Raw genomic sequence first — 22,356 nt, forward strand, 5'->3', positions numbered from 1 at the left:
CCTTGTCGGCTTGTCGGGCGCTTGTCCGGTGTCTTCAGGCTTCGTCCGCCAGCAGCGACAGCCCGAGCAGCGCGCGCCGCTTCAGCCACGGGCTCGGGCGATAGCGCGGATCGCCGTAGAAGGCGTGCATGCGTTCGAGGATCGTGAGCACCGTGCGCGCGCCGAGCCGGTCGCCCCAGGCGAGCGGCGGCAGCGGGTAGTTCAGGCCGAGCTTGACGGCGAGGTCGATGTCGGCCGGCGTCGCGATGCGCTGCTGCGCGATGTCGCAGGCGATGTTGACGATGGTCGCGACGACGCGCTGCGCGACCAGCCCCGCGCTGTCGCGGATCACGGTCACCGGCACGCCGTCGGCCGCGAACAGGCCATGCGCCGCATCGCGCCACGCGGCGGTGGTGGCCGGCGTGGTCATCACGACGCGGCGGCGCGACAGGTCGAACAGCGTCTCCACCGCCACCGTGCGCTGCGCATCGAGGCCGAGGCGCTGCACGCAGGTCGTCGCATCGTCGCCGACCGGCGCAACCACGCACAGGCTGCCGGCACGCGGCGCGGCGCCGTCGTCGACCGGCACGCCGAGCGTGGCCACCAGCGTGCGCAGCGCCGCCGGCGCATCGGGYGCGAGCCACACCGACGCCGGCCGCGCGGCCGGTGCCGCCGCCTCGGCGATCGCCTGCTTCTGCCCGCCGTCGTAGCGGTAGAAGCCGCGCCCGGCCTTGCGCCCGACCAGGCCGGCGGCGAGCATCTGGCGCGTCAGCGGCTGCGGCCGGTAGCGCGGCTCATCGTAGTACTGGCGGTAGATGGATTCCATCACCGGGTGCGACACGTCGAGCGCGGTGATGTCCATCAGCTCGAACGGGCCGACGATGAAGCCGGCCACGTCGCGCAGCACGCGGTCGATCTCGTGGAACTCGGCGACGCCCTCGGCCAGGATGCGCAGGCCCTCGGTGCCGAAGCCGCGCCCGGCGTGGTTGACGATGAAGCCCGGCGTGTCCTTCGCGCGCACCGCGGTGTGCCCCAGGCGCCGGCCGAGCGCCAGCAGGTTCAGCGTGACGGCCGGGTCGGTCAGCAGCCCGTCGACCGCCTCGACCACCTTCATCACAGGGACCGGGTTGAAGAAGTGGAAGCCGGCCACCCGCGCCGGCAGCCGCAACGAGGCGGCGATCGCGGTGACCGACAGCGACGAGGTGTTGCTCGCGAGCACGCAGTCGTCGCGCACCAGCGCCTCGAGCTGGGCGAACAGCGCCTGCTTGGCGCCGAGGTCTTCGACGATCGCCTCGATGACGACATCGCAGTCGCGCAGCGCCTCGAGCGTGGCGACCGGCGCGAAGCGCGCGGTGGCGGCTGCCGCCTGCTCGGCGCTCAGCTTGCCGCGTTCGTGCAGCGTGCGCAGCGTGCCGGCCAGCTTCTCGCAGCCCGCTGCCGCACCGCCCTCGCGCGCATCGAAGACCCGCACCGCCAGCCCGGCCTGCGCCGCGATCTGCACGATGCCCATGCCCATCACGCCGGCACCGACCACGCCCAAGGTCAGCGGGGCGGTGGCGAAACGGGGCCGTTCATCCTGGGGATCGGTCTGCATTGCGGGACACCATGCTTCGGGTTCGAGACAGCCGCCGATTGTTCACGGTGCCGTCTTCCACTGTCAAACCAGGAGGCTGACACCTTGGCGACAGCGGGATTCACCGTGTTTACAAGCCCCCGCCCCGCTCCTAGCATGGCTTTTCCATGCCGTCTGCCCTCCCCGCCCACTTTGCCCACTGGCCGCCCGGCCTGCCGCGCCACCTGACGCTGCCGCAGACCCACCTCTTCCACAACCTGCAGGTGTCGGCGCAGCGCTTTCCGGACAAGGCGGCGGTCATCTTCTACGACAGCGTGATGAGCTATGCCGAGCTGCTGGCCGGCACCGAGCGCATCGCCGGCTGGCTGCAGCAGGCGGGCGGCGTGCAGGCCGGCGACCGCGTGCTGCTCTACCTGCAGAACAGCCCGCAGTGGGTGATGGCGTTCTACGGCATCCTGCGCGCCAACGCGGTGGTGGTGCCGGTCAACCCGATGAACCGCAGCGAGGAGCTGCGCCACTACGTGCACGACAGCGGCGCGCGCGTCGCCGTCGTGCCGCAGGACCTGCTGGCGCAGATGCAACCCCTGCTCGACGACGTCGGCGAGAACGGCCTGCGGCAGCTGCTCGTCGTCACTTACGCCGATGCACTGACCGCGCCCACCGACCTGCCGGTGCCCGAAGCCGTCTCGGCCACGCCGCTTTCGTTCGACGCGCCCCGGCTCACCGCATGGCGCGACGCCCTCGCGCAGGATCATCGCCCCGGCCCGCTGACCGCCGGCCCCGACGACCTGTGCGTGATGCCCTACACCTCCGGCACCACCGGCCGGCCCAAGGGCTGCATGCACACCCACCGCAGCGTGATGAGCACGCTGGTCGGCGGCGTGCAGTGGTTCGGCCGCACGCAGGACGCGGTCTACCTGTCGGTGCTGCCGTTCTTCCACGTCACCGGCATGGCCGGCAGCCTGAACGGCCCGCTGTACCTCGGCGCGACGATGGTGGTGCTGGCGCGCTGGGACCGCGACGCCGCCGCGCAGTGCATCCAGCGCCACCGCGCGACGGTGCTGCAGGCGATCTCGACGATGGTGGTCGACTTCCTGTCGAACCCGCGCCTCGCGGACTACGACCTGAGCAGCCTGCAGGGCATCCGCGGCGGCGGCGCGGCGATGCCGGCCGCCGTGGCCGCGCGGCTGCGCGAGCTGACGGGGCTGGACTACGTCGAGGGCTACGGCATGACCGAGGCGATGGCCGCGACGCACATCAACCCGCCGCACCGGCCGAAGCCGCAGTGCCTGGGCATCCCGGTGTTCGATGTCGACGCGCGGGTCGTCGACCCGGCCACGCTCGCCGAGGTGCCGGCCGGCGAGACCGGCGAGGTGGTCGTGCACGGCCCGCAGGTGATGCGCGGCTACTGGAACGACGAGGCCGCCACGCGCGACGCCTTCATCGAGATCGGTGGCCGCCGCTTCCTGCGCACCGGCGACCTGGCGCAGGTCGATGCCGACGGCTACTTCTTCATGGTCGACCGGCTCAAGCGGATGATCAACGCGTCGGGCTTCAAGGTGTGGCCGGCCGAGGTCGAATCGCTGATGTACCGCCACCCGGCCGTGCTCGAGGCCTGCGTGATCGCCGCGCGCGACGCCCGCCGCGGCGAGACGGTGAAGGCATTGGTGGTGCTGCGCGCGGGCCACGAGGCCGTGACCGCGCAGGAGCTGATCGCGTGGAGCCACGAGCACATGGCCGCCTACAAGAGCCCGCGCATCGTCGAGTTCGTCGCCGCGCTGCCGAAATCCGGCAGCGGCAAGGTGATGTGGCGCGAGCTGCAGGAGCGCGAACTCGCCGCCACATCGACACCACAACCAGGAGACAGCCCATGAGCCACATCCCCCTGCTGCGCCGGCGCTCGCTGATCGTCGCCGCCGGCGGCGCGGCCCTGGCGGCGCCGCTGCGCGTGCTGCGCGCCGAGAGCTTCCCGAGCAAGCCCATCACGCTGATCGTGCCGTGGCCGGCCGGCGGCTCCACCGACCGCCACCTGCGCACGCTGGCCGACATCGCCGGCAAGCTGCTGGGCCAGAACATCATCGTGCAGAACCAGCCCGGCGCCGGCGGCACGCTCGGGCCGGGGATGATGGCGAGCACCGCCAGGCCCGACGGCTACACGATCGCGCAGTTCCCGATGGGCATGCTGCGGCTGCCGCACATGCAGAAGGTGAACTGGCACCCGATCAACGACTTCACGTTCATCATGGGCATCTCGGGCTACACCTTCGGCTTCACGGTGCGCGCCGATTCGCCGTTCAAGACCTTCAACGACTACATCGAGGCGGCGCGCCGCGAGCCCGGCAAGATCGACTACGGCTCCACCGGCATCGGCACCTCGCCGCACCTGCTGATGGAGGAGCTGGCCGACAACGCGAAGGTGCGGCTGAACCACATCCCGTTCAAGGGCAACGCCGACCTGCAGCAGGCGCTGCTCGGCGGCCACGTGATGGCCCAGAGCGACGCGACCGGCTGGGACAAGTTCGTCGACAACGGCCAGATGCGGCTGCTCGTCACCTTCGGCGAGCGGCGCACGAAGCGCTGGCCGAACGTGCCGACCGCGAAGGACCTGGGCTACGGCGTGGTGTCCAGCTCGCCGTACGGGCTGGTCGGCCCGAAGGGCATGGACCCGGCGATCGTGAAGACGCTGCACGATGCCTTCAAGAAGGCGATGGACGACCCGCGGCATGTCGAGCTGCTCGACCAGCTGAACCAGGAGGCCTGGTACCGCAGCGGCGACGACTATGCGGCCTGGGCACGCGAGACCTTCGTGAAGGACAAGGCGCTGATCGAGCGCCTGGGCCTCGCCGCGAAGGCCTGACGTGGGCGTGCTCGCGCTGGTGTCGCCCTTGCCCGTGGCGCCATACGCCGAGGCCCTGCGGCGCGCGGCCCAAGGCATCGATGTGTGGACGAGCGACGACGAGGCGCCGCCGGAGCGCGTCGAGGCCCTGCTCGCGTGGCGCCTGCAGCCGGGGCAGCTCGCACGCTGGCCGAACCTGCGCCTGGTGTGCAGCATCGGCGCGGGGGTCGACAAGCTGATGCCGGCGGACCTGCCGGCGTCGGTCGTGCTGGCGCGCGTCGTCGATGCGAACCAGGGCTGCGAGATCGCGCAATACGTGCTGGCCTGCACGCTCGGCTTCACGAGAGACCTCGGGCGCTATGCGCAGCAGCAGGCCGCGGCGCAGTGGCTGCGTCACCCGGTGCGGGCGGCGGCGCAGTGCCGTGTCGGCATCCTCGGGCTCGGCGCGGTCGGGCAGGCGGTGGCGCGGGCCTTCGTGCCGCTGGGCTACCCGGTGGCGGGCTGGAGCCGGCGCGGCGAGCCGGTGGCCGGGGTCGAGGTGTTCAGCGGCGATGCCGGCCTCGCGGCACTGCTCGCGCGCAGCGACGTGCTGGTCTGCACGCTGCCGTTGACGCCAGCGACGCGCGGGCTGCTGAACCGGGCGACGCTGTCGCAGTTGCCGCGCGGTGCGTTCGTCGTCAGCGTCGGCCGCGGCGAGCACCTCGTGGAGGCCGACCTGCGCGCGCTGCTCGACGAAGGCCACCTGGCCGGTGCCGCGCTCGACGTGTTCGAGCGTGAGCCGCCCGATCCGTCGAACTGGGTGTGGCGGCACCCGAAGGTGGTCGCGACGCCGCACATCGCGGCGCAGGCCTCGTTCGACACCGTCGCGGCGCAATGCCTCGACGCGCTGCGCCGCGTGCGCGATGGGCAGTTGCCGCTGCATGCCGTCGATCGCTCGGCGGGGTATTGACGATGGACGACGCCTTCCGGACGATTCCCTCGCAGGTCCGCACCCATGCGCAGGCGCGGCCGGCGCAGGCGGCGCTGATGCAGGGCGGCGAAGTGCTGTCGTATGCCGCACTCGATGCGCTGATGGACCGCATCGCCGCCGCGCTGCAGCGCGATGGCGTGCAGGTGGGCGAGGCGGTCGCGGTGTGCGCCGGCACGTCGACGCGCTACGCCGCGGTGTTCCTCGGCGCGCTGCGCGCCGGCGTGGTCGTCGCGCCGCTCGCACCGTCGTCGACGGCCGAGAGCCTGGCCGCGATGCTGGCCGATGCGCAGCCGCGCGCGCTGTTCGTCGATGCCGCGGCCGGCGCGTTGATTGCTGCATCCGAGGTACCGCGCATCGCGCTCGACGACGACGCGGCCTTCGAGCGCTGGCTCGCACCGGCCGGAGCACGCGTGGACGAACCGGCGCTGCCACCCGACGCGCCGTTCAACATCATCTATTCGTCCGGCACCACCGGCGTGCCGAAGGGCATCGTGCAGTCGCACGGCATGCGCTGGTCGCATGTGCAGCGTGGCCGGCAGTACGGCTACACGCCCGATGGTGTCACGCTGCTCGCGACGCCGCTGTACTCGAACACCACGCTGGTGGTGTTCTTCCCGACGCTGGCCTATGGCGGCTGCGCCGTGCTGATGCCGAAGTTCGACGCGGCCGGCTACCTGGCGCTGGCCGCGCGGCACCACGCGACGCACACGATGCTGGTGCCGGTGCAGTACCAGCGGCTGATGGCGCTGCCGGGCTTCGGGCAGCACGACCTCTCCGCCTTCATCAACAAGTTCTGCACCAGCGCGCCGTTCGGCGCCGCGCTGAAGGCGGATGTGCTGGCGCGCTGGCCGGGCGGGCTGGTCGAGTTCTACGGCATGACCGAGGGCGGCGGCACCTGCATCCTTGCGGCGCACGAGCACCCGGACAAGCTGCACACGGTCGGGTGTCCCGCCGAAGGGCACGACATCCGGCTGATCGACGACGACGGCCGCGAGCTGCCGGCCGGCGCCACCGGCGAGGTGGTCGGCCATTCGCCCGGGATGATGCTCGGCTACCACCGGCAGCCGCAGAAGACGCGCGAGGCGGAATGGTTCGATGCGGCGGGCAAGCGCTTTATCCGCACCGGTGATGTCGGGCGCTTCGATGCCGACGGCTTCCTGGTGCTGCTCGACCGCAAGAAGGACGTGGTGATCAGCGGCGGCTTCAACATCTATCCGAGCGACCTCGAGGCGGTGCTGCGCGAGCACCCGGCGGTGGCCGATCTGGCGGTGGTGGGCGTGCCGTCGGCCGAGTGGGGCGAGACGCCGGTGGCCTTCGTCGTGCGGCGCGTGGGGGCGGGTGCGGGGGSGGGGGCGGACGACGCCACGGCCGACGACCTGAAGCACTGGCTGAACGCCCGCGTCGGCAAGACGCAGCGCGTGGCTGGCGTGCGCTTCATTGACGAGCTGCCGCGCAGCGCGATCGGCAAGGTGCTGAAGCGCGAGTTGCGCGAGCGTTGGCACTGAGCACAACGGCCGCGCGATTTCTTGCAGCCGCATGAAAGGCGGGCAAGTTCATCGGGTATCCAAAAGTCACGGATGTGAGGGGCGGGTTTACACGTAGGATCCCGCCCGCCAAGGGTTCCACCCGCGGCGCCGGCAGCAGTCAACGGCCGGTTTCATCTCCACGAGACAACACAGGATTCCCCATGAAGAAGATCCTCCTCACCGCCCTCATCGCGATGGCAGGCAGCGTCGGCGCGCACGCCGAAGGCATCTACGTCGGCGTGGCCGCCGGCGGCACCAACATCGACCTCGATTGCAATGGCGCCCCCAGCTGCGACAAGAGCGACACCGGCTTCAAGCTGTTCGGCGGCTACAAGCTGACCGAGAACATCGCCATCGAGGGGCACTACGCCGACTACGGCAAGGCCAAGCTCAGCGGCGGCGGCACCTCCGTCGACGTGAAGCTGTCGGGCTTCGGCATCGGCGCGGCCTACCTGGGCGACTTCACGCCCGACTGGAACGGCGTGGTCCGCGCCGGCGTCGCGCGCAACAAGGTGAAGCTGGATGGCGCAGCCTCCGACTCGGAGAGCAAGACCAAGGCCTACGTCGGCGCCGGCATCGGCTACAAGCTGACCAAGGAAGTCGCGCTGACCGCCGCCATCGACTACACCGAAGGCGAGCTGCAGGGCGACAAGGCCAAGGCCACGCTGTACACGATCGGCGTCAACTACAACTTCTGATCCGCCGACATCGGCCGGCCGATCCCGCGCAATGCGGGGTCGGCTATTTTTTTGCGCGCTGCGCTTCGCCCCACAGGCCCTGGCACTGCTGGGCCAGCGGGCCAGACGCCGCCGAGGCCGGCGGCGCGGGCGTCTTCTTCAGGCGCTTCTGCTCGGCCACGTAGGCGCTGCTCTTGCGCAGCGCGGCCAGCTTGCCCAGCATCTTCTCGTCTTCCGCCACGTGGTACAGCCGCAGGTAGGCCACGTCGCGCTGGCCTTTCATCTCGGGGTACAGCGCCTCGCAGCGCTGGTAGCTGGCGTCGTAGCGGGCCAGTTTCTTCGCATCGAGCGTCAGCGCCTGGGCGGAGCCGGCGAACAGCGTGAGGGCGGCGAGAGCGGTCAGGAGGAGGCGCATGGGGTTGGACTGCAAATGCGGAAGGTCGCAAGCATAGAGCGACTACGCCACAGGCGTGCATCCAGCTGCAACCACGCGCCAAGCCGGCTCTGTGGACAGCTGGTCGAACTGTCCAGGGTGGGTGAACGATGGAAGCAGATCGGCGAGCGGTCGGTGGGAACCGGGCGCAGTTTCGTGTCACTCAGCACGTCGACCCCGTCGCTTCCGCGCGGACGCCACGGGCGACTCCAGCTCCACGAAACACCACAGGATTCACCGTGAAGAAATTTCTCCTCAGCGCACTCATCGCGGCCGGCAGCGTCGGCGCACACGCCGAAGGCCTCTACGTCGGCGCGGCCGCGGGCGGCACCAGGCTCGACGTCGATTGCACCAGTTGCGACAAGAGCGGCACCGGCTTCAAGCTGTTCGGCGGCTACAAGCTGACTGACAACGTCGCCGTCGAGGCGCACTACGCCGACTACGGCAAGGTCGACTTCTTCGACATCGTGCAGGGCAGCATCGTCAACGGCGACATCAGGATGTCGGGCTTCGGCGTCGGTGCCGCGTTCCTGGGCGATTTCGCGACCAACTGGAACGGCGTGCTTCGGGCCGGCGTTGCACGTAACAGGATGAAGGCATCGGCTTCGACCCAAGCAGCGACGCTATCCGCCTCCGAGAGCAAGTTCAAAGGGTATCTCGGTGCCGGCATTGGCTACAAGCTGACGAAGGACGTCTCACTGAACGCCGCCATCGACTTCACCCAAGGCGAGTTCATCGGCGAGAAAATTCAGACCATGCTGTACACGGTCGGCGCGATCTACAACTTCTGATCCGGCCGACCTGACGGCATCGAGCCGGCCTCGCGCGATGCGGGGTCGGTTATTTTTTTGTGCGCTGGTACCGCAGCACCGTCATCGAGCGCGCGGGCAGCGTCGCCGCCGCGGCCGGCTTGATGCGTGTGAACGCCGCCTCCTTGTCGACCACGCGCGCATCGAAGGACTGCCCGCCGGCAAGCTTCCACGACGCCAGGGTCGTCCTCAACGGTTTCGCCTTGGTGTCGCTGTTGATCAGCACGACCGACAGCGTGTCGCCATCGACCAGCGCATGGCTCCACACGCCCGCATCGCTCGCGGACACCGGCACGAACTTCCCCTGCAGCGGCGCGAGCAGCCGGAACGCGTAGTACGTCGCCCGCGGCGCCCCACCGCTGTCGAGCAGGCCGTGGAAGCCGGTCCCCTGGTACGCGAAGTAGTGCGCGAAACGCAGCCCGGCCTCGGCGCTGCGCAGCGCGAACTCGGCGGCCCACAGCGCGCCGACCTGCTCGCCGATGAAGCGCTGGCCGTCGGAGCGGGACGACAGGCCGTATTCGGTGATGCCGAGCTCGATGGCGCGCGCATGGCCGAGCGGGTTGCTCGCCGGGTCGGCCAGCAGACGCCGGTACTCGGCCGGCCAGCGCGTCGCGTCGTCGATGCTCGCGAGCGCGGCCGCCTCGGAGCCGGTGCCTTCGGTCGGGTAGATGTGCCAGGTCAGCACGTCCACCACGTCGCCGCACAGTGCGATGAAGCGGCGCGCAAATGCCGGTGCGATCGGCATCGCGCCCGACACCGCCGGGCCGGCGATGCGCGCCTGCGGGTCCTCGCGCTTGATCGCCGCGGCCTGCGCGCGGAAGACCTCGCAGTAGCGCTCCGGCGTCCAGCTCGCGTCGCCGCGCGTGACGGCGAACAGGTCGGGCTCGTTGCCGATCTCCCACACCGGCACCGCCAGCCCGCGTTCGCGCGCCAGGCGCACCGCCGACGCGGCGTCTTCGGGCGTGTTCGCCGCCGCCACGCCGAGGCGGCCACCCTGGAACACACGCGTCTGGATCAGCAACTCGGGCGCCGGGCCGCCCAGCAGTTCAAGGTTGGTCTTGAACAGGTCGAGCCGCGCACCGGTGAGGTCTTCGTCGTCACCGGCGTTGCCGCCCGGGAAGCGCAAGGCCGCCGCCGGCGCCTGCCGCATCTCGCGGGCGAACTCGCCGATCTGCATCCAGTTGCCGATGTTGTAGCCGCGCAGGATCGCCGGCGCGGCCGCGATGCTGCTCGGCGACGGGAGATCCGATGGGATGCTCAGCGTGACGGGTGCGGCCATCGTGAGCAGCGGCAGGGCCAGCAGCGATGTGCAGGTGACAAGCGATGTGATCGACATGGCCGGGGATGCTAGTGGCGCTGAAATCGATTTCACATCGGTACTTTCCAGGCGCGCCCGTACGCCGCTTCCTTCCCCTTGGATGCAAGCCCCCACCGGCAGAGCGTCGAGACAGCGCACTGCGTCCACCAGCTCCCTCGCGGCGTAAACGCAGGTCAGCCGGCATCCCGCCGGCTGCCATGCCACCACACCAGGAGAAGCCATGACACCCACCCGTTTGCGCAGCGCACCGCTCGCGCTGGCCGCGACCCTCGCGCTGTGCGCCGCCGCCCATGCCTCCAGCCACCGCGAGGCGCCGTTCATCACCACGCAACCCAAGGTCGACGCCACCGATTTCTACATGTTCCGCAGCTACGAGGCCGACCGCACCGACTACGTCACGTTGATCGCGAACTACCTGCCGCTGCAGGACGCCTACGGCGGACCGAACTACTTCTCGATGGATCCGAACGCGCTGTACGAGATCCACATCGACAACAACGGCGACGCGAAGGAAGACCTGAGCTTCCAGTTCCGTTTCAAGAACACGCTGAACAACGTCAGGCTGCCGATCGGCGACAAGAACGTCGCGATCCCGCTGATCCAGGCCGGCCAGGTGACCGATGTGCGCTCGGCCGCGCTGAACCTCACCGAGACCTTCACCGTCGACGTGGTGCGCGGCGACCGCCGCAGCGGCCGGCGCAGCGCGATCACGAACGCGGCCGGCGGCAGTGCCACCTTCGACAAGCCGGTCGACAACATCGGCGTGAAGACCCTGCCCGACTACGCTGCCTATGCGGCCAAGCACATCTACACCGTCAACATCCCGGGCTGCGCGATGCCGGGCAAGGTGTTCGCCGGCCAGCGCAAGGACCCGTTCGCGGTCAACCTCGGCACCATCTTCGACCTGGTCAACGCGCCGGTGGCCGTGATCACCGACCCGGCCCTGATCAATGCGGCACCGAACACCATCGACGACAAGAACGTCACGACGCTCGCGCTCGAGGTGCACAAGAGCTGCCTGACCGCCGGCACCGACCCGGTGATCGGCGGCTGGACCAGCGCCAGCCTGCGCCAGGTGCGCCTGCTCGACCCGACGCCGAAGGCCGGCCACCAGACCACCGAGAAGGCCGGCGGCGCCTGGACCCAGGTCTCGCGCCTGGGCATGCCGCTGGTCAACGAGGTGGTGATCGGCCTGCCCGACAAGGACCGCTTCAACGGCTCGAAGCCGAAGGACGACGCGCAGTTCGCCGCCTACGTCACCAACCCGACGCTGCCCGCGCTGCTGGAGATCGCGCTGAAGCTGCCCGGCACCGCGCCGAAGAACCTGCCGCGCACCGACCTCGTGACGGCCTTCCTGACCGGCATCAAGGGCGTGAACCAGCCGGCGAGCGTGACGCCCTCCGRAATGCTGCGGCTGAACACCGCGATCGCGCCGGTGGCCTTCGCCGACCAGAACCGGCTCGGCATCGTCGGCAACATCCTTGCGGGCGGCACCGACAACGCCGGCTTCCCGAACGGCCGCCGGCCGAAGGACGACGTGGTCGACGTCTCGCTGGTCGCGGTGATGGGCGGGCTGTGCATCGCCAACGGCGACACCGACAAGTTCGGTTTCGGCGCGGCCTGCAAGCCGGCCAACGTGCCGCTGGGGGCCACCTCGCTGAAGCTGCACGACGCGGTCGACCAGGCCGTGCTGCCGCTGCTGCCGGGCTTCCCGTACCTGTTCACGCCCATCGGCGGAACGCATTGAGGAGCGCAGCATGAACAAGCTTCTTCAAGCGTTCGGCATGAGCCTGGTGGGTGCCGCTTTGCTGACGGCGTGCGGTGGCGGCGGAGGGTCCGGCGGCGACGCGCCGGCCCCGGAGGAAACCGCGGTGCCCGTCACTGCGGCAGCCACGCCGGCGGCGTACACCGAGTACGCCGCGGCACGGGTGAACGTGGCGTCCGACAGCGGCGAGCCGCTGAGCCTGGACGCCATCGCGAACGTGCCGACCAGCGAGACCGACGAACCGGCCACGCTCTGACCGGAACCCGTCGTCCGGATGCCGATCCGGGCGACGGACCCTTTTCCAGCCGAGGTGATGATGATTCGCTCGATCTTCCGGTGGTGGCCGGTGGCGCTGCTGCATGCCGCGCTGTGCCACGCCGCCCCCTTCGTTCCAGCCGGCGACGACACCATCGTCGAGCGCCTGCCGGCCCGCATCGGCAGCAGCGCCGAGCGCCAGCAGCAACGCGCGCTGCGCGAGCAACTGCGCCAGCACCCGGCCGAACTGCAGCTCGCGACGCGGCTGGCACACGACGCCATCGAACGCGCGCGCCGCGACGGCGACCCACGCGAACTCGGCCAGGCCCAGGCCGCCCTGGCGCCGTGGTGGACCCAGCCCCATCCCCCGGCGCCGGTGCGCCTGCTGCGCGCGATCGTGCGGCAGAGCCAGCACGATTTCGGGCCGGCCCTGCAGGATCTCGATGCGCTGTTGCAGCCCGGCCCGCAACCGGTACCGCTGGCCATCCAGGCCCAGGCCGAGCTGACGCGTGCCTCGGTGCTGCAGGTGCAAGGCCGCTGGCGCGAGGCCGATGCCGGCTGCGAACGCCTGCTGGGAGCGCACTACGCGGCCCTCGGCAGCGCGGTGCAATTGCCGGCGCAGGTCTGCCGTGCCGAATTGATGAGCCTGCAAGGCCGGGCCGAACCCGCCGCGGCGGCGCTGGCCGCACTGGCCCGGCAGCCGGACGCCGACACCGGTTGGCTGGCGCTCGTGCAGGCCGAACTGGCCGAGCGCCGCGGCGATGCATCGGCCGATGCGCTGTACCGGCGCGCGATCGCAGCGTCATCGCCACCCGACGTCTACACGCTGGCCGCCTGCGCCGACTGGCTGCTGGCGCAACACCGCGAGCGCGATGCCGCAGCGCTGCTGGCCGGCCGCGAGGATGCGGACGCCTTGCTGCTGCGCCTGGCGATCGCCTGGAAGCGCAGCGCCGATCCCCGCGCGCCACAGGCCATCGCCACGCTGAGCGCTCGCTTCGACGCGGCCCGCCTGCGCGGCGACCGCAGCCACGCGCGCGAGCAAGCGCGCTACGAACTCGACCTGCTGGGCGACGCGCCCGCCGCGCTGTCGAGCGCGCAGGCGAACTGGGCCGTCCAGAAGGAACCGGCCGACGCGCTGCTGCTGGTACGCGCCGCGCTGGCGGCGAAGCAACCGCAGGCGGCACAGCCGGTGTGGCAACGGGTCCGCGACACCGGCTGGCAGGATGCGCGCCTGCAGGCGCTCGCCGGGAGCGGCTCATGAATGCGCGCCACTTGCTGATCGCCTGCCTCGGCCTGCTGCCGCTCCTCGCGCAGGCCCACAAGCCGAGTGACGCCTACGTCCACCTGAAGGTCGATGGCGCCATCGTGGAACAGCGCTTCGACATCGCGCTGCGCGACCTGGAACGCGAACTCGCACTCGATGCCGACGACGACGGGCAGCTCGCCTGGGGCGAGGTGCGCACGCGCTGGGCCGACATCGACCGGCTGTCTCTGCAAGGCCTGTCGGTGCAGGCCGACGGCGCGCCGTGCGCGCCCGGCGCCAGCGGCGCGCAGCAGCTCGACGAGCACAGCGACGGCCACTATGCGGTGTTGACGCGACGCTGGACCTGCCCCGCACCGGTCCAGTCGTTGACGCCCGTCTACCAGCTGTTCGCGCAAAGCGACCCGACGCACCGCGGCATCGTCCGCGTGCAACAGCAGGGCCGCGATGAGACCGCCGTGCTGGTGCCCGGCGATGCGCCGCGCAGCTTCGGCACGGCTGCCGGGCCCGTCTTCGCCGGCTTCGTCGCCGAGGGCGTGCACCACATCCTGATCGGCAGCGACCACATCCTGTTCCTGCTCGCGCTGCTGCTGCCGGCCGTGCTGGCATCGCCGCGCCTGCGGCCGGTGCTGGCCGAGGTGCTGCGCGTCGTCACCGCCTTCACCGTGGCGCACTCGATCACGCTGGCGCTGGCCGCCTTCGATCTCGTGAACCCGCCGTCGCGCTGGGTCGAATCGATCATCGCCGCCAGCGTCGTGTTCGCGGCGCTGAACAACCTGGTGCCGATGGTGCGCGAGGGCCGCTGGAAACTGACCTTCGCGTTCGGGCTGGTGCATGGCTTCGGGTTCGCCGGCGCGCTGAAGGACGCCGGGCTCGCGCAGGGCGCACTCGCGCTGCCGCTTCTCGGCTTCAACCTCGGTGTTGAACTGGGGCAGCTCGCGATCGTCGCCGCCTTCGTGGCGAGCGTCTGGGTGCTGCGAACGACACGCTTCTACCGGCATGTGCTGCTGCGCGGCGGCTCGGCGCTGATCGTGCTGGTCGCGGTGGTGTGGCTGACCGAACGCGCCTTCGACATCAGGCTCGGAACAGCGAGTGCCCAGGTGGCGAGCGAAGCGGCCCTGCCCCCCGTCGAGGTCATCGGCCACTACCTGAACGGCGTCGGCACGTCGAGCGCCGCCAGCGAAGGCAGCGTCACCGCCCGGCTGATCGCCAACCGCCCGGCACTGCGGCCGGCCGAGGTGCTGGAGTTCGTGCCCGGCCTGATCGTCACGCAGCACAGCGGCGACGGCAAGGCCAACCAGTACTTCCTGCGCGGCTTCAACCTCGACCACGGCACCGACTTCGCGAGCTTCGTCGACGGCATGCCGGTCAACATGGTGAGCCACGCACACGGCCAGGGCTACAGCGACCTGAACTTCCTGATCCCGGAGCTGGTGCAGCGCATCGACTACCACAAGGGACCGTACTTCGCGGCCGATGGCGACTTCGCATCGGCCGGCACGGCGCGCATCGCGCTGGTCGACGAGATGCCGCGCGGCACCGCCAAGCTGACGCTGGGCGAGCACGGCTACCGGCGTGCGCTGCTGGCCGACAGCACGGCCTTCGGCGAGGGCCACCTGCTGGGCGCGCTGGAACTGCACGGCAACGACGGCCCGTGGGAGCAGCCCGAGCGCCTGCGCAAGGTCAACGGCTGGCTGCGCTATGGCGAACGGAACGCGGCCGGCTCGCGCAGCCTGAGCTTCATGGCCTACGACTCGCGCTGGTCGGCGACCGACCAGATCCCGCAGCGCGCGGTGGACGACGGCACGGTGGGCCGCTTCGGCACGCTGGACCCGAGCGACGGCGGCAGCACGCAGCGCATCAGCCTGTCGGCGCAGCAGACGCGGCTGCTGGACGACGGCGACTGGCGCGTGAGCGCGTACGCGATCCGCTCGCGGCTGAACCTGTTCTCCGACTTCACCTACCTCATGGACGATCCGGTCAACGGCGACCAGTTCGAGCAGGCCGAGCGGCGCCAGGTGCTGGGCGGCGAGGCGAGCCGGCACTGGAACGTGAAGCTGGGCGGGCGCGAGCAGCAGTTCAGCCTCGGGCTGCAGTTGCGGCATGACCAGTTGAGCCCCGTCGGGCTGTATGCGGCGGCGCACGGGCAGCGGTTGGCGGTGAAACAGGAGAGCCAGGTGCGGCAGGCATCGGCCGGCGTCTACGGCGAATGGGCGACGAACTGGACGCCGTGGCTGAGGAGCGTGGCCGGGCTGCGCGCCGATCGGGCGCACTTCTCCGTCGACAGCTCGGTGGCCGGCAACAGCGGCCGCGTGGGCGACGGCATCGCGTCGCCGAAGCTGTCGCTGATCTTCGGGCCATGGGCGCAGACCGAGTTCTTCGCCAACTACGGCAGCGGCTTCCACAGCAACGACGCGCGTGGCACGACGGCGGCCGCCGATCCGGTGCCCGGGCTGGTGCGCAGCCGCGGCGGCGAACTGGGGCTGCGCAGCGAAATCGTGCCGGGCCTGCAGAGCTCGCTTGCGCTGTGGCGGCTGGACCTGGATTCGGAGCTGGTCTTCGTCGGCGATGCAGGCACCACCGAGCCGAACCGCGCGAGCCGGCGCAGCGGCGTCGAGTGGAACAACCACTGGCAGCTGGAGGCGCTGGGGGGGCGGGCGTGGAAGGGCTGGTTGCTGGACGTGGACTTGGCGGCCTCTCGCGCGCGCTTCACCGACAGCGCGCCGGAGGGCGATCACGTACCCGGGGCGGTCAACCGCGTGCTGTCGGCCGGCCTCACCTGGGCCGATGCGGCGTCGCCCTGGTTCGGGCAGTTCCAGCTGCGGCACTTCGGGTCGCGCGACCTGATCGAGGACGGCTCGCAGCGGTCGAGCGCGACGACGCTGGCCTACCTGCGCGGCGGCTGGCGTGCAACGCGCAGCCTGACGTTCAACGTCGACGTGTTCAACCTGTTCAACCGCGCGGCGAGCGACATCGACTACTGGTACGAGTCGCAGCGGGCGGGCGAGACGGCGCCGGTGGCGGACCAGCATGTCCATCCGGTCGAGCCGCGCAGCGTGCGGGTGACGATGGCGTGGCAGTTCCGCTGAGCGGAGTTGCCTGAAAGCCAGCTTCAGTTCGGTGCCGGCACCGCCGATAGCATGGGGGGTGCGGGACCCTCTCGCCGGGGAGACGAGATGAAGACAGCCCTCCTTTCGCCAACGCGGGCGGCGACCATCGCCACCGCCGTGCTGGTCGGTGCCCTGGCCGCACACCATGCGCGCGCCGCCGACAGCATCACCACCGACCGCCCCGACTTCGTCGAATCCAGCGAGGTCGTCGGCCGCGGCCGTGTGCAGATCGAGACCGGCCTCGGCTTCGAGCGCAACGAGGCCGACGGCCTGAAGACCCGCACGCGCAGCACGCCGACGCTGCTGCGGCTGGGCTTTCGCGACGACATGGAGTTCCGCGTCGAGACCGACGGCTTCCTGCGCACGGACACCGAGCGCGGCATGGCCGACACCTCGATCGGCATCAAGTGGCGCATGCAGGAGGGCGACGAGGCCCGCGGCACGCCCGGCATGGCCTGGCTGGCGAACGTCGACCTCGACACCGGCTCCACCGCGTTCCGCGGCCAGGGCCTGCGCCTGTCGCTGCGCTTCGTCGCCGAATGGGACCTGCCGGATGACATGTCGATCGGCGTGATGCCCGGCCTCGTCGCCGACAAGACCGAAGACGGCTCGCGCTTCACCGCCGGCATCCTCGCGGTGACGCTCAGCAAGGGCTGGTCGCCGGCCTGGCACACCTTCGTCGAGATCGCCGGCCAGCAACTGGCAAGCCGGGCGCATGGCGGCAACGTCGTCAGCTTCGACCTCGGGGCCAGCTGGCTGGTGAACGATTCGCTGCAGCTCGACATCGCCGCGTCGCGCGGGCTGACCCGCGACACGCCCGACCTGCAGTGGGGCGTCGGCGTCTCGTTCCGTTTCTGAGAAGCACGCCATCAATCAATGCGGTGCCGGGAACGAATGCCCGAAACCGGCCACTCAGGGCGGAAGCACCACTCTCGCCTTCAGCATGAACAGTGCGGCCCTGAACCGGCAAGGTCCTCTGCCCGTCATCCCATCCGGTTCCACCGCCTCGGAACCGAGGCCTCCCGGGATTCTTCGAACCAGGAACGCAGCTGGACGGACGGTCGACGCGCGACTCCTGATGCCGACGCTGAAGGCTCTCCAGGCCGGGTTCCCGCGCGCGGTCGAGGCCTGTCCACCCGGGCTCCGGTCGGATCTCCGTGCGTTGTGGCGCGCGACCCTTCCCCAGCTGCAGTCGGCACAGCAGCACGAGTTCGGTGAGCTGTTGCTGAACCTGGCCACCGACACGCGCGCACTGCTGCAAGACGCGCCGTGCGTGGACGGTGTTCTTGCGCTGTGGCTCGGCGAGCCACCACACCACGGAACCGTCGAGCCGATCGATACAGTGGCCGCGAAGCTGAAGAAGGACCAGATCGATGCATCTCTGAAGAAGGCTCGGGTCGATCTGGACATCGCGCTGAATGAGACAGTGACGATGCTCTTCGCCGACTACCGCCATCGCAGCAGATCGCTGCCCGCGGCATTCGATGCCCTCTGCGATGACGCCGATCCCCACGTCACGCGTTGCGTGCTGGAGCATTTCAGCGCAGAACTCCGGTCCGACCTCGAAGAGGCCACCTCACGGAACGACCTCGGAAGCTTCGAAGCCGCGCTGATGTTCGCGTCACTCCAGTTGAAGGCGCAGGCATGGGAAAGCCAATCCGGTCCGCTCCAGGCCTTGTCATGCCTTGTGACTGAGTCGATCCTGGCGCTGAACACGAGCGTGGCGAACACGATGACCGCGCACCTGGAAAAGCTCCGCAGCCACCTGGCGACCTTGCGGGAAGGTGTCCCGGCATCCACCAGCGTCTCGACCGGCCTGTCGGGTCGGGCGGCGTCAACGTGCCTGGCCGCACTGCAGCGTGCCATCGACGAGCACGACATCGACGCGTATCGGTCCGCTCTGAAGAAGCTGCGCCGCCATCCGCGCCGGGTCGTGGCGTTTTCCCGCGATGTCCGCTTCAGGGTGGTGGAGAAATACCTGAAGCCACGTCTGCGCCCGCAGGCATTGCGTGACGCAATGGCGCTCGCGGATCGCGCCAGCACCTGTGACCGTGCCGACGTCGCCAGGGTGTTGCGGCAGTCCTTGGACAAGACCTGCGCCGGCGTGCAGAGCGTTCGCGATCAAGAGGACACAGCGCAACGCCATGCGCTGCGGTCGCTGTGGAGCGAGATCTGGCCCGAGTTGCTCGACACGGTCCATCGCGAGGACGCGCGCGGCTACGCCCGCCTGCTCGACCGCTTGATCACCGGCATGGCTGCCACGATGCGGTGATGTCCGCAGGCCCCCTTGGCACCTCGTTTGCCAAGCCCTGCACCACGGTGGCAGGATGCGCGATTCCCGCTGCCCTCTCGAATGGAGCCGATCGCATGCCAGGCCGACCACAGGCTGTTTCCTTTCTGACACGGATCACGCGCTCGTTGCTGCTCACGCTGCTGTTCGCGTTGGGCGCCCTCACCGCCACCGTCACCGCGAGCGCCCAGCCCGCCGACGACCCCGACGCCACCCTCGAAGCGGCCCGCCTGCGCGTCGACTCGATCGAGAAGCGCCTGCAGGCCGACAGCCCCGATGCCGAGCTGGTCGCGATGCGCGACGCGCTGCTCGAGATCCAGCACAACGCCGAGCAGATCGCGCAAGCCCAGGCCCCCGAACTCGCGCGCGCCCAGGCGCGGCTGACCGAACTCGGCGCCGCCCCCGACGGCACCCGCGAAGACAGCGATGTCGCCACCCAGCGTGGCAGCCTGCAGAAGACCACCGAGGCCCTGACCGCGCGCATCAAGCTCGCGCGGCTGCTGTCGGTCGAGAGCCTGCAGCTCGCCGACCAGGCCGCGCGGCAGCGCCGCTCGCGCTTCCAGGCGCACCTGTTCGAGCGTACCGATGCGCTGCTCAGCACCTCGTTCTGGCACGACCTGCGCGACCTGCTCTCGCCCGGCGAAGCGACGCCTTCGCCGTGGCAGGACCAGCTCGCCGCGGCCTTCGCCCGCATGTCGGCCGCGGCGTGGCTGGCCTGGCTCGGCGTCGCGCTGATCGGCATCGCGCTGCGCATCGCGCTCGGCCGCGTCGTCGCGCGGCTGGTCGCCACCCACTCGCCGGCCGCGCGGGTGCGCCGCACGCTGTACGCCCTCGCGCAGACGCTGCTGTGGATGCTCGCTCCCGGGGCCGTCGCGTGGGGCCTGGTGCTGGGCCTGAACTGGCAGCGCCCGGTGCCCGAGCCGCTGCACGGCATGCTCGCGAGCTTCCTCGGCGCGGTGCTGTTCTCGGCCTACCTCGCCGGCCTCGGGCGCGCGCTGCTGTCGGCCGACCGGCCGGCGTGGCGGCTGCTGCCGATGCCCGATGCGCTGGCGACGGCCCTGCGCCGGCAGCCGGTGGTGATCGGCGCCGTCACGCTGGCCGGCTGGCTGATGCAGCGGCTTGCGGTGCTGGCGCAGGCCGATCTCGCGGCCGAGGTCGCGATCAACTGCGTTTATGCGCTGGTGCTGGCGCTGGTCGTCGGCCGCAGCCTGCGCACGGGCGAGCGGCTGCGGCGCGCAGCACTCGCCGCTGCGGCCATCGAGCCCCCGCCGGAACCCACATCGCCGCTCGACACCCTGCCCCGCCCGCTGTGGGTCTCGCTGATGCTGGGCGGCGTGTGGCTCGCGCTGGTGGCGAGCGTCGTCTGCATCGTGGTCGGCTACGTGGCGCTCGGCGGCTTCGTCGCGCGCCAGGTGGTCTGGGTGTTCGCGGTCTCGCTGACCGCCTACCTGCTGAACCTGCTGGTCGGCGATGTCTTCGACACCTGGGTGCGCTCGCCGCCGCTCACCGATCCGGACGCGGAGGAGCCCGATGGCGCGATCGAGGCGCACTCGGATGCCGCGGTATCACCCTCGCACCTGCGCAACCAGGTGGCCGTCATCGGCGCGGGCAGCCTGCAGCTCGCGGTGCTGCTGGTGGCGCTGGTGCTGATCCTTGCGCCGTTCGGCGAGGGGCCGGGCGACCTGTGGCAGCGCCTCGGCCAGCTCGACGTCGGCGTGGCCGTCGGCGAGCTGCAGGTGCGGCCGGTGGCGGTGCTGCGCGCGCTGCTGGTGTTCGGCCTCAGCCTGCTGGCGGTGCGCGCGCTCAAGCGCTGGCTGACACGCAGCTTCCTGCCGACCACGCGGCTCGACGCCGGCATGCGCAGCTCGACCACCACGCTGTTCGGCTTCGTCGGCACGGTGCTCGCGATCGCGTTCGGGCTGTCGGCCGTCGGGCTGGCGCTCGACAAGATCGCGTGGATCGCGAGCGCGCTGTCGGTGGGCATCGGCTTCGGCTTGCAGGCGGTGGTGTCGAACTTCGTCTCGGGGCTGATCCTGCTGGCCGAGCGGCCGGTGAAGGTGGGCGACTGGGTGACGCTCGGCGGCATCGAGGGCGACATCCGCCGCATCAACGTGCGCGCCACCGAGATCCAGATGGGCGACCGCTCGACGGTGATCGTGCCGAACTCGGAGTTCATCACGAAGACGGTGCGCAACGTCACGCTCGCGAGCCCGCTGGGGCTGGTGCAGATCAAGCTGCCGATGCCGCTGGACACCGACACCGAACGCGTGCGCGACCTGCTGCTGCAGGCTTTCGAGCAACACGACGACGTGCTGGAGACACCGGTGCCGAAGGTCTACCTCGACGGTTTCGACAACGGCAACCTGGTGTTCAACGCGACCGGCTACGTGGTGTCGCCGCGGCAGTCGTATGCGGTGAAGAGCGCGCTGCTGTTCACGGTGCTGGGCGGGCTGCGCGAGGCGGGGCTGCCGATGTCGAAACCGGCGGCGATGGTGCTGCGGGAGGCGCCGCAGGACCCGGCCTGACGACGATGCGGGTCAGCCGGCGAAGGCCTGCTGCAGGTGCGCCAGCAGCGCCTTCAAGCGCGGCGGCTGGAAACCGTGCGGGTGGTACAGCGCGTTCAGCGGTGCCGGCTCGCTGAACTGCGCATCGAGCACGGTCAGCAGGCGCCCGGCCTGCAGGTCGGCCGCCACGTCCAGCAGCGACTTGTACGCGAAGCCCCGCCCCTGGATCGCCCAGCGGCGGATCACATCGCCGTCGTTGCTCTCGTGCGTGCGGGCCACGCGCACCGTGCGCGCGGCATCGCCCTGCCGCCAGCGCCAGTCCTGCATCGGCCCGGCATCGGTCACGAGCACCAGCGTCGGCAACGCGGCCAGTGCCTCCGGTGACGCCGGCAGGCCCACGCGCGCGACCAGCGCCGGCGCCGCGCACACCACGCGCCGGCTCGGTGCCAGCAGGCGCGCCACCATGCGGCTGTCACGCGGCTGGCCGTAGCGGATCGCGAGGTCGATGTCGTCGGCCAGCAGGTCGGCTGGCGTGTCGCCGAGGTTCAGCACCAGCTTCACCTGCGGGTGCTGCTGCTGGAACGTGTCGAGGTGCGCGAGCAGCGCATTGCGGCCGAGGTCCGACGGCGCCGACAGGCGCAGCGTGCCGCGCACCTCGCGGTGGCCGGCCTGCAGCACCTGCGCGGCCTCGGCCAGCGCGTCGAGCGCCTGCTGCCCGTAGTGGCGGTAGGCCTCGCCCTCTTCCGTCAGCCGCAGCCGGCGCGTCGTGCGCTCGAACAGCTTGACGCCGAGCGCGGCCTCGATGCGCTGGATGGTCGCGCTCGACGCTGCCGCCGACAGGCCGTGCTTGCGCCCGGCGGCAGAGAAGCTGCCGAGCGCAGCGGCATCGACGAACAGTCGCAGGTCGTTCAGGCGGTCCATGCCCGCCAGTGTCTCAGCGTCGACACGACGTCACAGCAGGCCGCCGCCATCGACGTCGATCACCGAGCCGGTCATGAAACCGGTCGCCATCGCGAGCAGGTAGGCCTGCGCCAGTTCATCGGGCCGGCC

General features: G+C 70.7%; 17 protein-coding genes. 13 read left to right on the plus strand and 4 right to left on the minus strand.

The features are described from left to right. Positions 1-34 precede the first annotated feature (34 nt). A complete protein-coding gene (locus AC1D1T_RS10995) occupies positions 35-1,573 on the minus strand; it encodes a 3-hydroxyacyl-CoA dehydrogenase (RefSeq protein ID WP_477824817.1) in 1,539 nt (512 codons plus the stop codon). A 146-nt stretch (positions 1,574-1,719) separates the two neighbouring features. Here AC1D1T_RS10995 and AC1D1T_RS11000 point away from each other — a divergent pair, with 146 nt between their 5' ends. The 5 genes from AC1D1T_RS11000 to AC1D1T_RS11020 all read left to right on the plus strand — a co-directional run bounded on the left by AC1D1T_RS11000 (position 1,720) and on the right by AC1D1T_RS11020 (position 7,582). Next, positions 1,720-3,426, plus strand: a complete 1,707-nt coding sequence (locus AC1D1T_RS11000; RefSeq protein ID WP_477991880.1) for a long-chain fatty acid--CoA ligase — start codon at positions 1,720-1,722, stop codon at positions 3,424-3,426. After that, a complete protein-coding gene (locus tag AC1D1T_RS11005) occupies positions 3,423-4,409 on the plus strand; it encodes a tripartite tricarboxylate transporter substrate binding protein (protein ID WP_477824819.1) in 987 nt (328 codons plus the stop codon). Before AC1D1T_RS11000 ends, AC1D1T_RS11005 begins: the two co-directional genes overlap by 4 nt. A 1-nt stretch (position 4,410) precedes the next feature. After that, positions 4,411-5,337: a 2-hydroxyacid dehydrogenase gene (locus tag AC1D1T_RS11010; RefSeq protein WP_465111515.1), complete on the plus strand. Its 927-nt coding sequence runs from the start codon at positions 4,411-4,413 to the stop codon at positions 5,335-5,337. Between the two features lie 2 nt (positions 5,338-5,339). Next, the gene (locus tag AC1D1T_RS11015; RefSeq protein WP_477991881.1) at positions 5,340-6,863 is read left to right on the plus strand and encodes a class I adenylate-forming enzyme family protein; all 1,524 of its coding nucleotides are present in this window, start codon (positions 5,340-5,342) and stop codon (positions 6,861-6,863) included. A 182-nt stretch (positions 6,864-7,045) separates the two neighbouring features. Next, complete coding sequence (locus AC1D1T_RS11020; RefSeq protein WP_465111513.1) at positions 7,046-7,582, plus strand: porin family protein; 537 nt, start codon at positions 7,046-7,048, stop codon at positions 7,580-7,582. A gap of 43 nt (positions 7,583-7,625) precedes the next feature. On the opposite strand, the gene AC1D1T_RS11025 is transcribed toward AC1D1T_RS11020, so the two are convergent. Beyond that, entirely contained in the window at positions 7,626-7,976 is a 351-nt protein-coding gene (locus tag AC1D1T_RS11025) for a hypothetical protein (protein WP_465111512.1), read from the minus strand. A 128-nt stretch (positions 7,977-8,104) separates the two neighbouring features. Between AC1D1T_RS11025 and AC1D1T_RS11030 the strand changes: the two genes are divergently transcribed. Beyond that, entirely contained in the window at positions 8,105-8,785 is a 681-nt protein-coding gene (locus AC1D1T_RS11030; RefSeq protein ID WP_477838321.1) for an outer membrane beta-barrel protein, read from the plus strand. Positions 8,786-8,834: 49 nt separating this feature from the next. On the opposite strand, the gene AC1D1T_RS11035 is transcribed toward AC1D1T_RS11030, so the two are convergent. Then, entirely contained in the window at positions 8,835-10,139 is a 1,305-nt protein-coding gene (locus tag AC1D1T_RS11035; protein ID WP_477824822.1) for a hypothetical protein, read from the minus strand. Positions 10,140-10,341: 202 nt separating this feature from the next. On the opposite strand from AC1D1T_RS11035, the gene AC1D1T_RS11040 reads away from it, so the two are divergent. The 7 genes from AC1D1T_RS11040 (at position 10,342) to AC1D1T_RS11070 (ending at position 21,327) form a co-directional block, all read left to right on the plus strand. Then, positions 10,342-11,868, plus strand: coding sequence for a DUF4331 domain-containing protein (locus AC1D1T_RS11040; RefSeq protein ID WP_477991882.1), 1,527 nt, complete (start codon positions 10,342-10,344; stop codon positions 11,866-11,868). A 10-nt stretch (positions 11,869-11,878) separates the two neighbouring features. After that, complete coding sequence (locus AC1D1T_RS11045) at positions 11,879-12,142, plus strand: hypothetical protein (RefSeq protein ID WP_477824824.1); 264 nt, start codon at positions 11,879-11,881, stop codon at positions 12,140-12,142. Positions 12,143-12,202: 60 nt separating this feature from the next. Further along, positions 12,203-13,402 (plus strand): hypothetical protein, encoded by a 1,200-nt coding sequence (locus AC1D1T_RS11050; protein ID WP_477824825.1) that lies wholly within the window; start codon positions 12,203-12,205, stop codon positions 13,400-13,402. Next, entirely contained in the window at positions 13,399-16,491 is a 3,093-nt protein-coding gene (locus AC1D1T_RS11055; RefSeq protein WP_477824826.1) for a TonB-dependent receptor domain-containing protein, read from the plus strand. The genes AC1D1T_RS11050 and AC1D1T_RS11055 overlap by 4 nt, the downstream gene beginning before the upstream one ends. 87 nt (positions 16,492-16,578) lie before the next feature. Next, the gene (locus AC1D1T_RS11060) at positions 16,579-17,370 is read left to right on the plus strand and encodes a transporter (RefSeq protein ID WP_477838315.1); all 792 of its coding nucleotides are present in this window, start codon (positions 16,579-16,581) and stop codon (positions 17,368-17,370) included. A gap of 220 nt (positions 17,371-17,590) precedes the next feature. Further along, a complete protein-coding gene (locus tag AC1D1T_RS11065) occupies positions 17,591-18,784 on the plus strand; it encodes a hypothetical protein (protein WP_477824828.1) in 1,194 nt (397 codons plus the stop codon). Positions 18,785-18,879: 95 nt separating this feature from the next. Then, complete coding sequence (locus AC1D1T_RS11070; RefSeq protein ID WP_477824829.1) at positions 18,880-21,327, plus strand: DUF3772 domain-containing protein; 2,448 nt, start codon at positions 18,880-18,882, stop codon at positions 21,325-21,327. A 12-nt stretch (positions 21,328-21,339) separates the two neighbouring features. Here the strand turns inward: AC1D1T_RS11070 and AC1D1T_RS11075 are convergent, their stop codons facing one another. Next, complete coding sequence (locus tag AC1D1T_RS11075) at positions 21,340-22,227, minus strand: LysR family transcriptional regulator (protein ID WP_477824830.1); 888 nt, start codon at positions 22,225-22,227, stop codon at positions 21,340-21,342. Positions 22,228-22,356: the final 129 nt, after the last annotated feature.

The sequence above is a fragment of the Rhizobacter sp. P2_H3 genome (assembly GCF_056403355.1).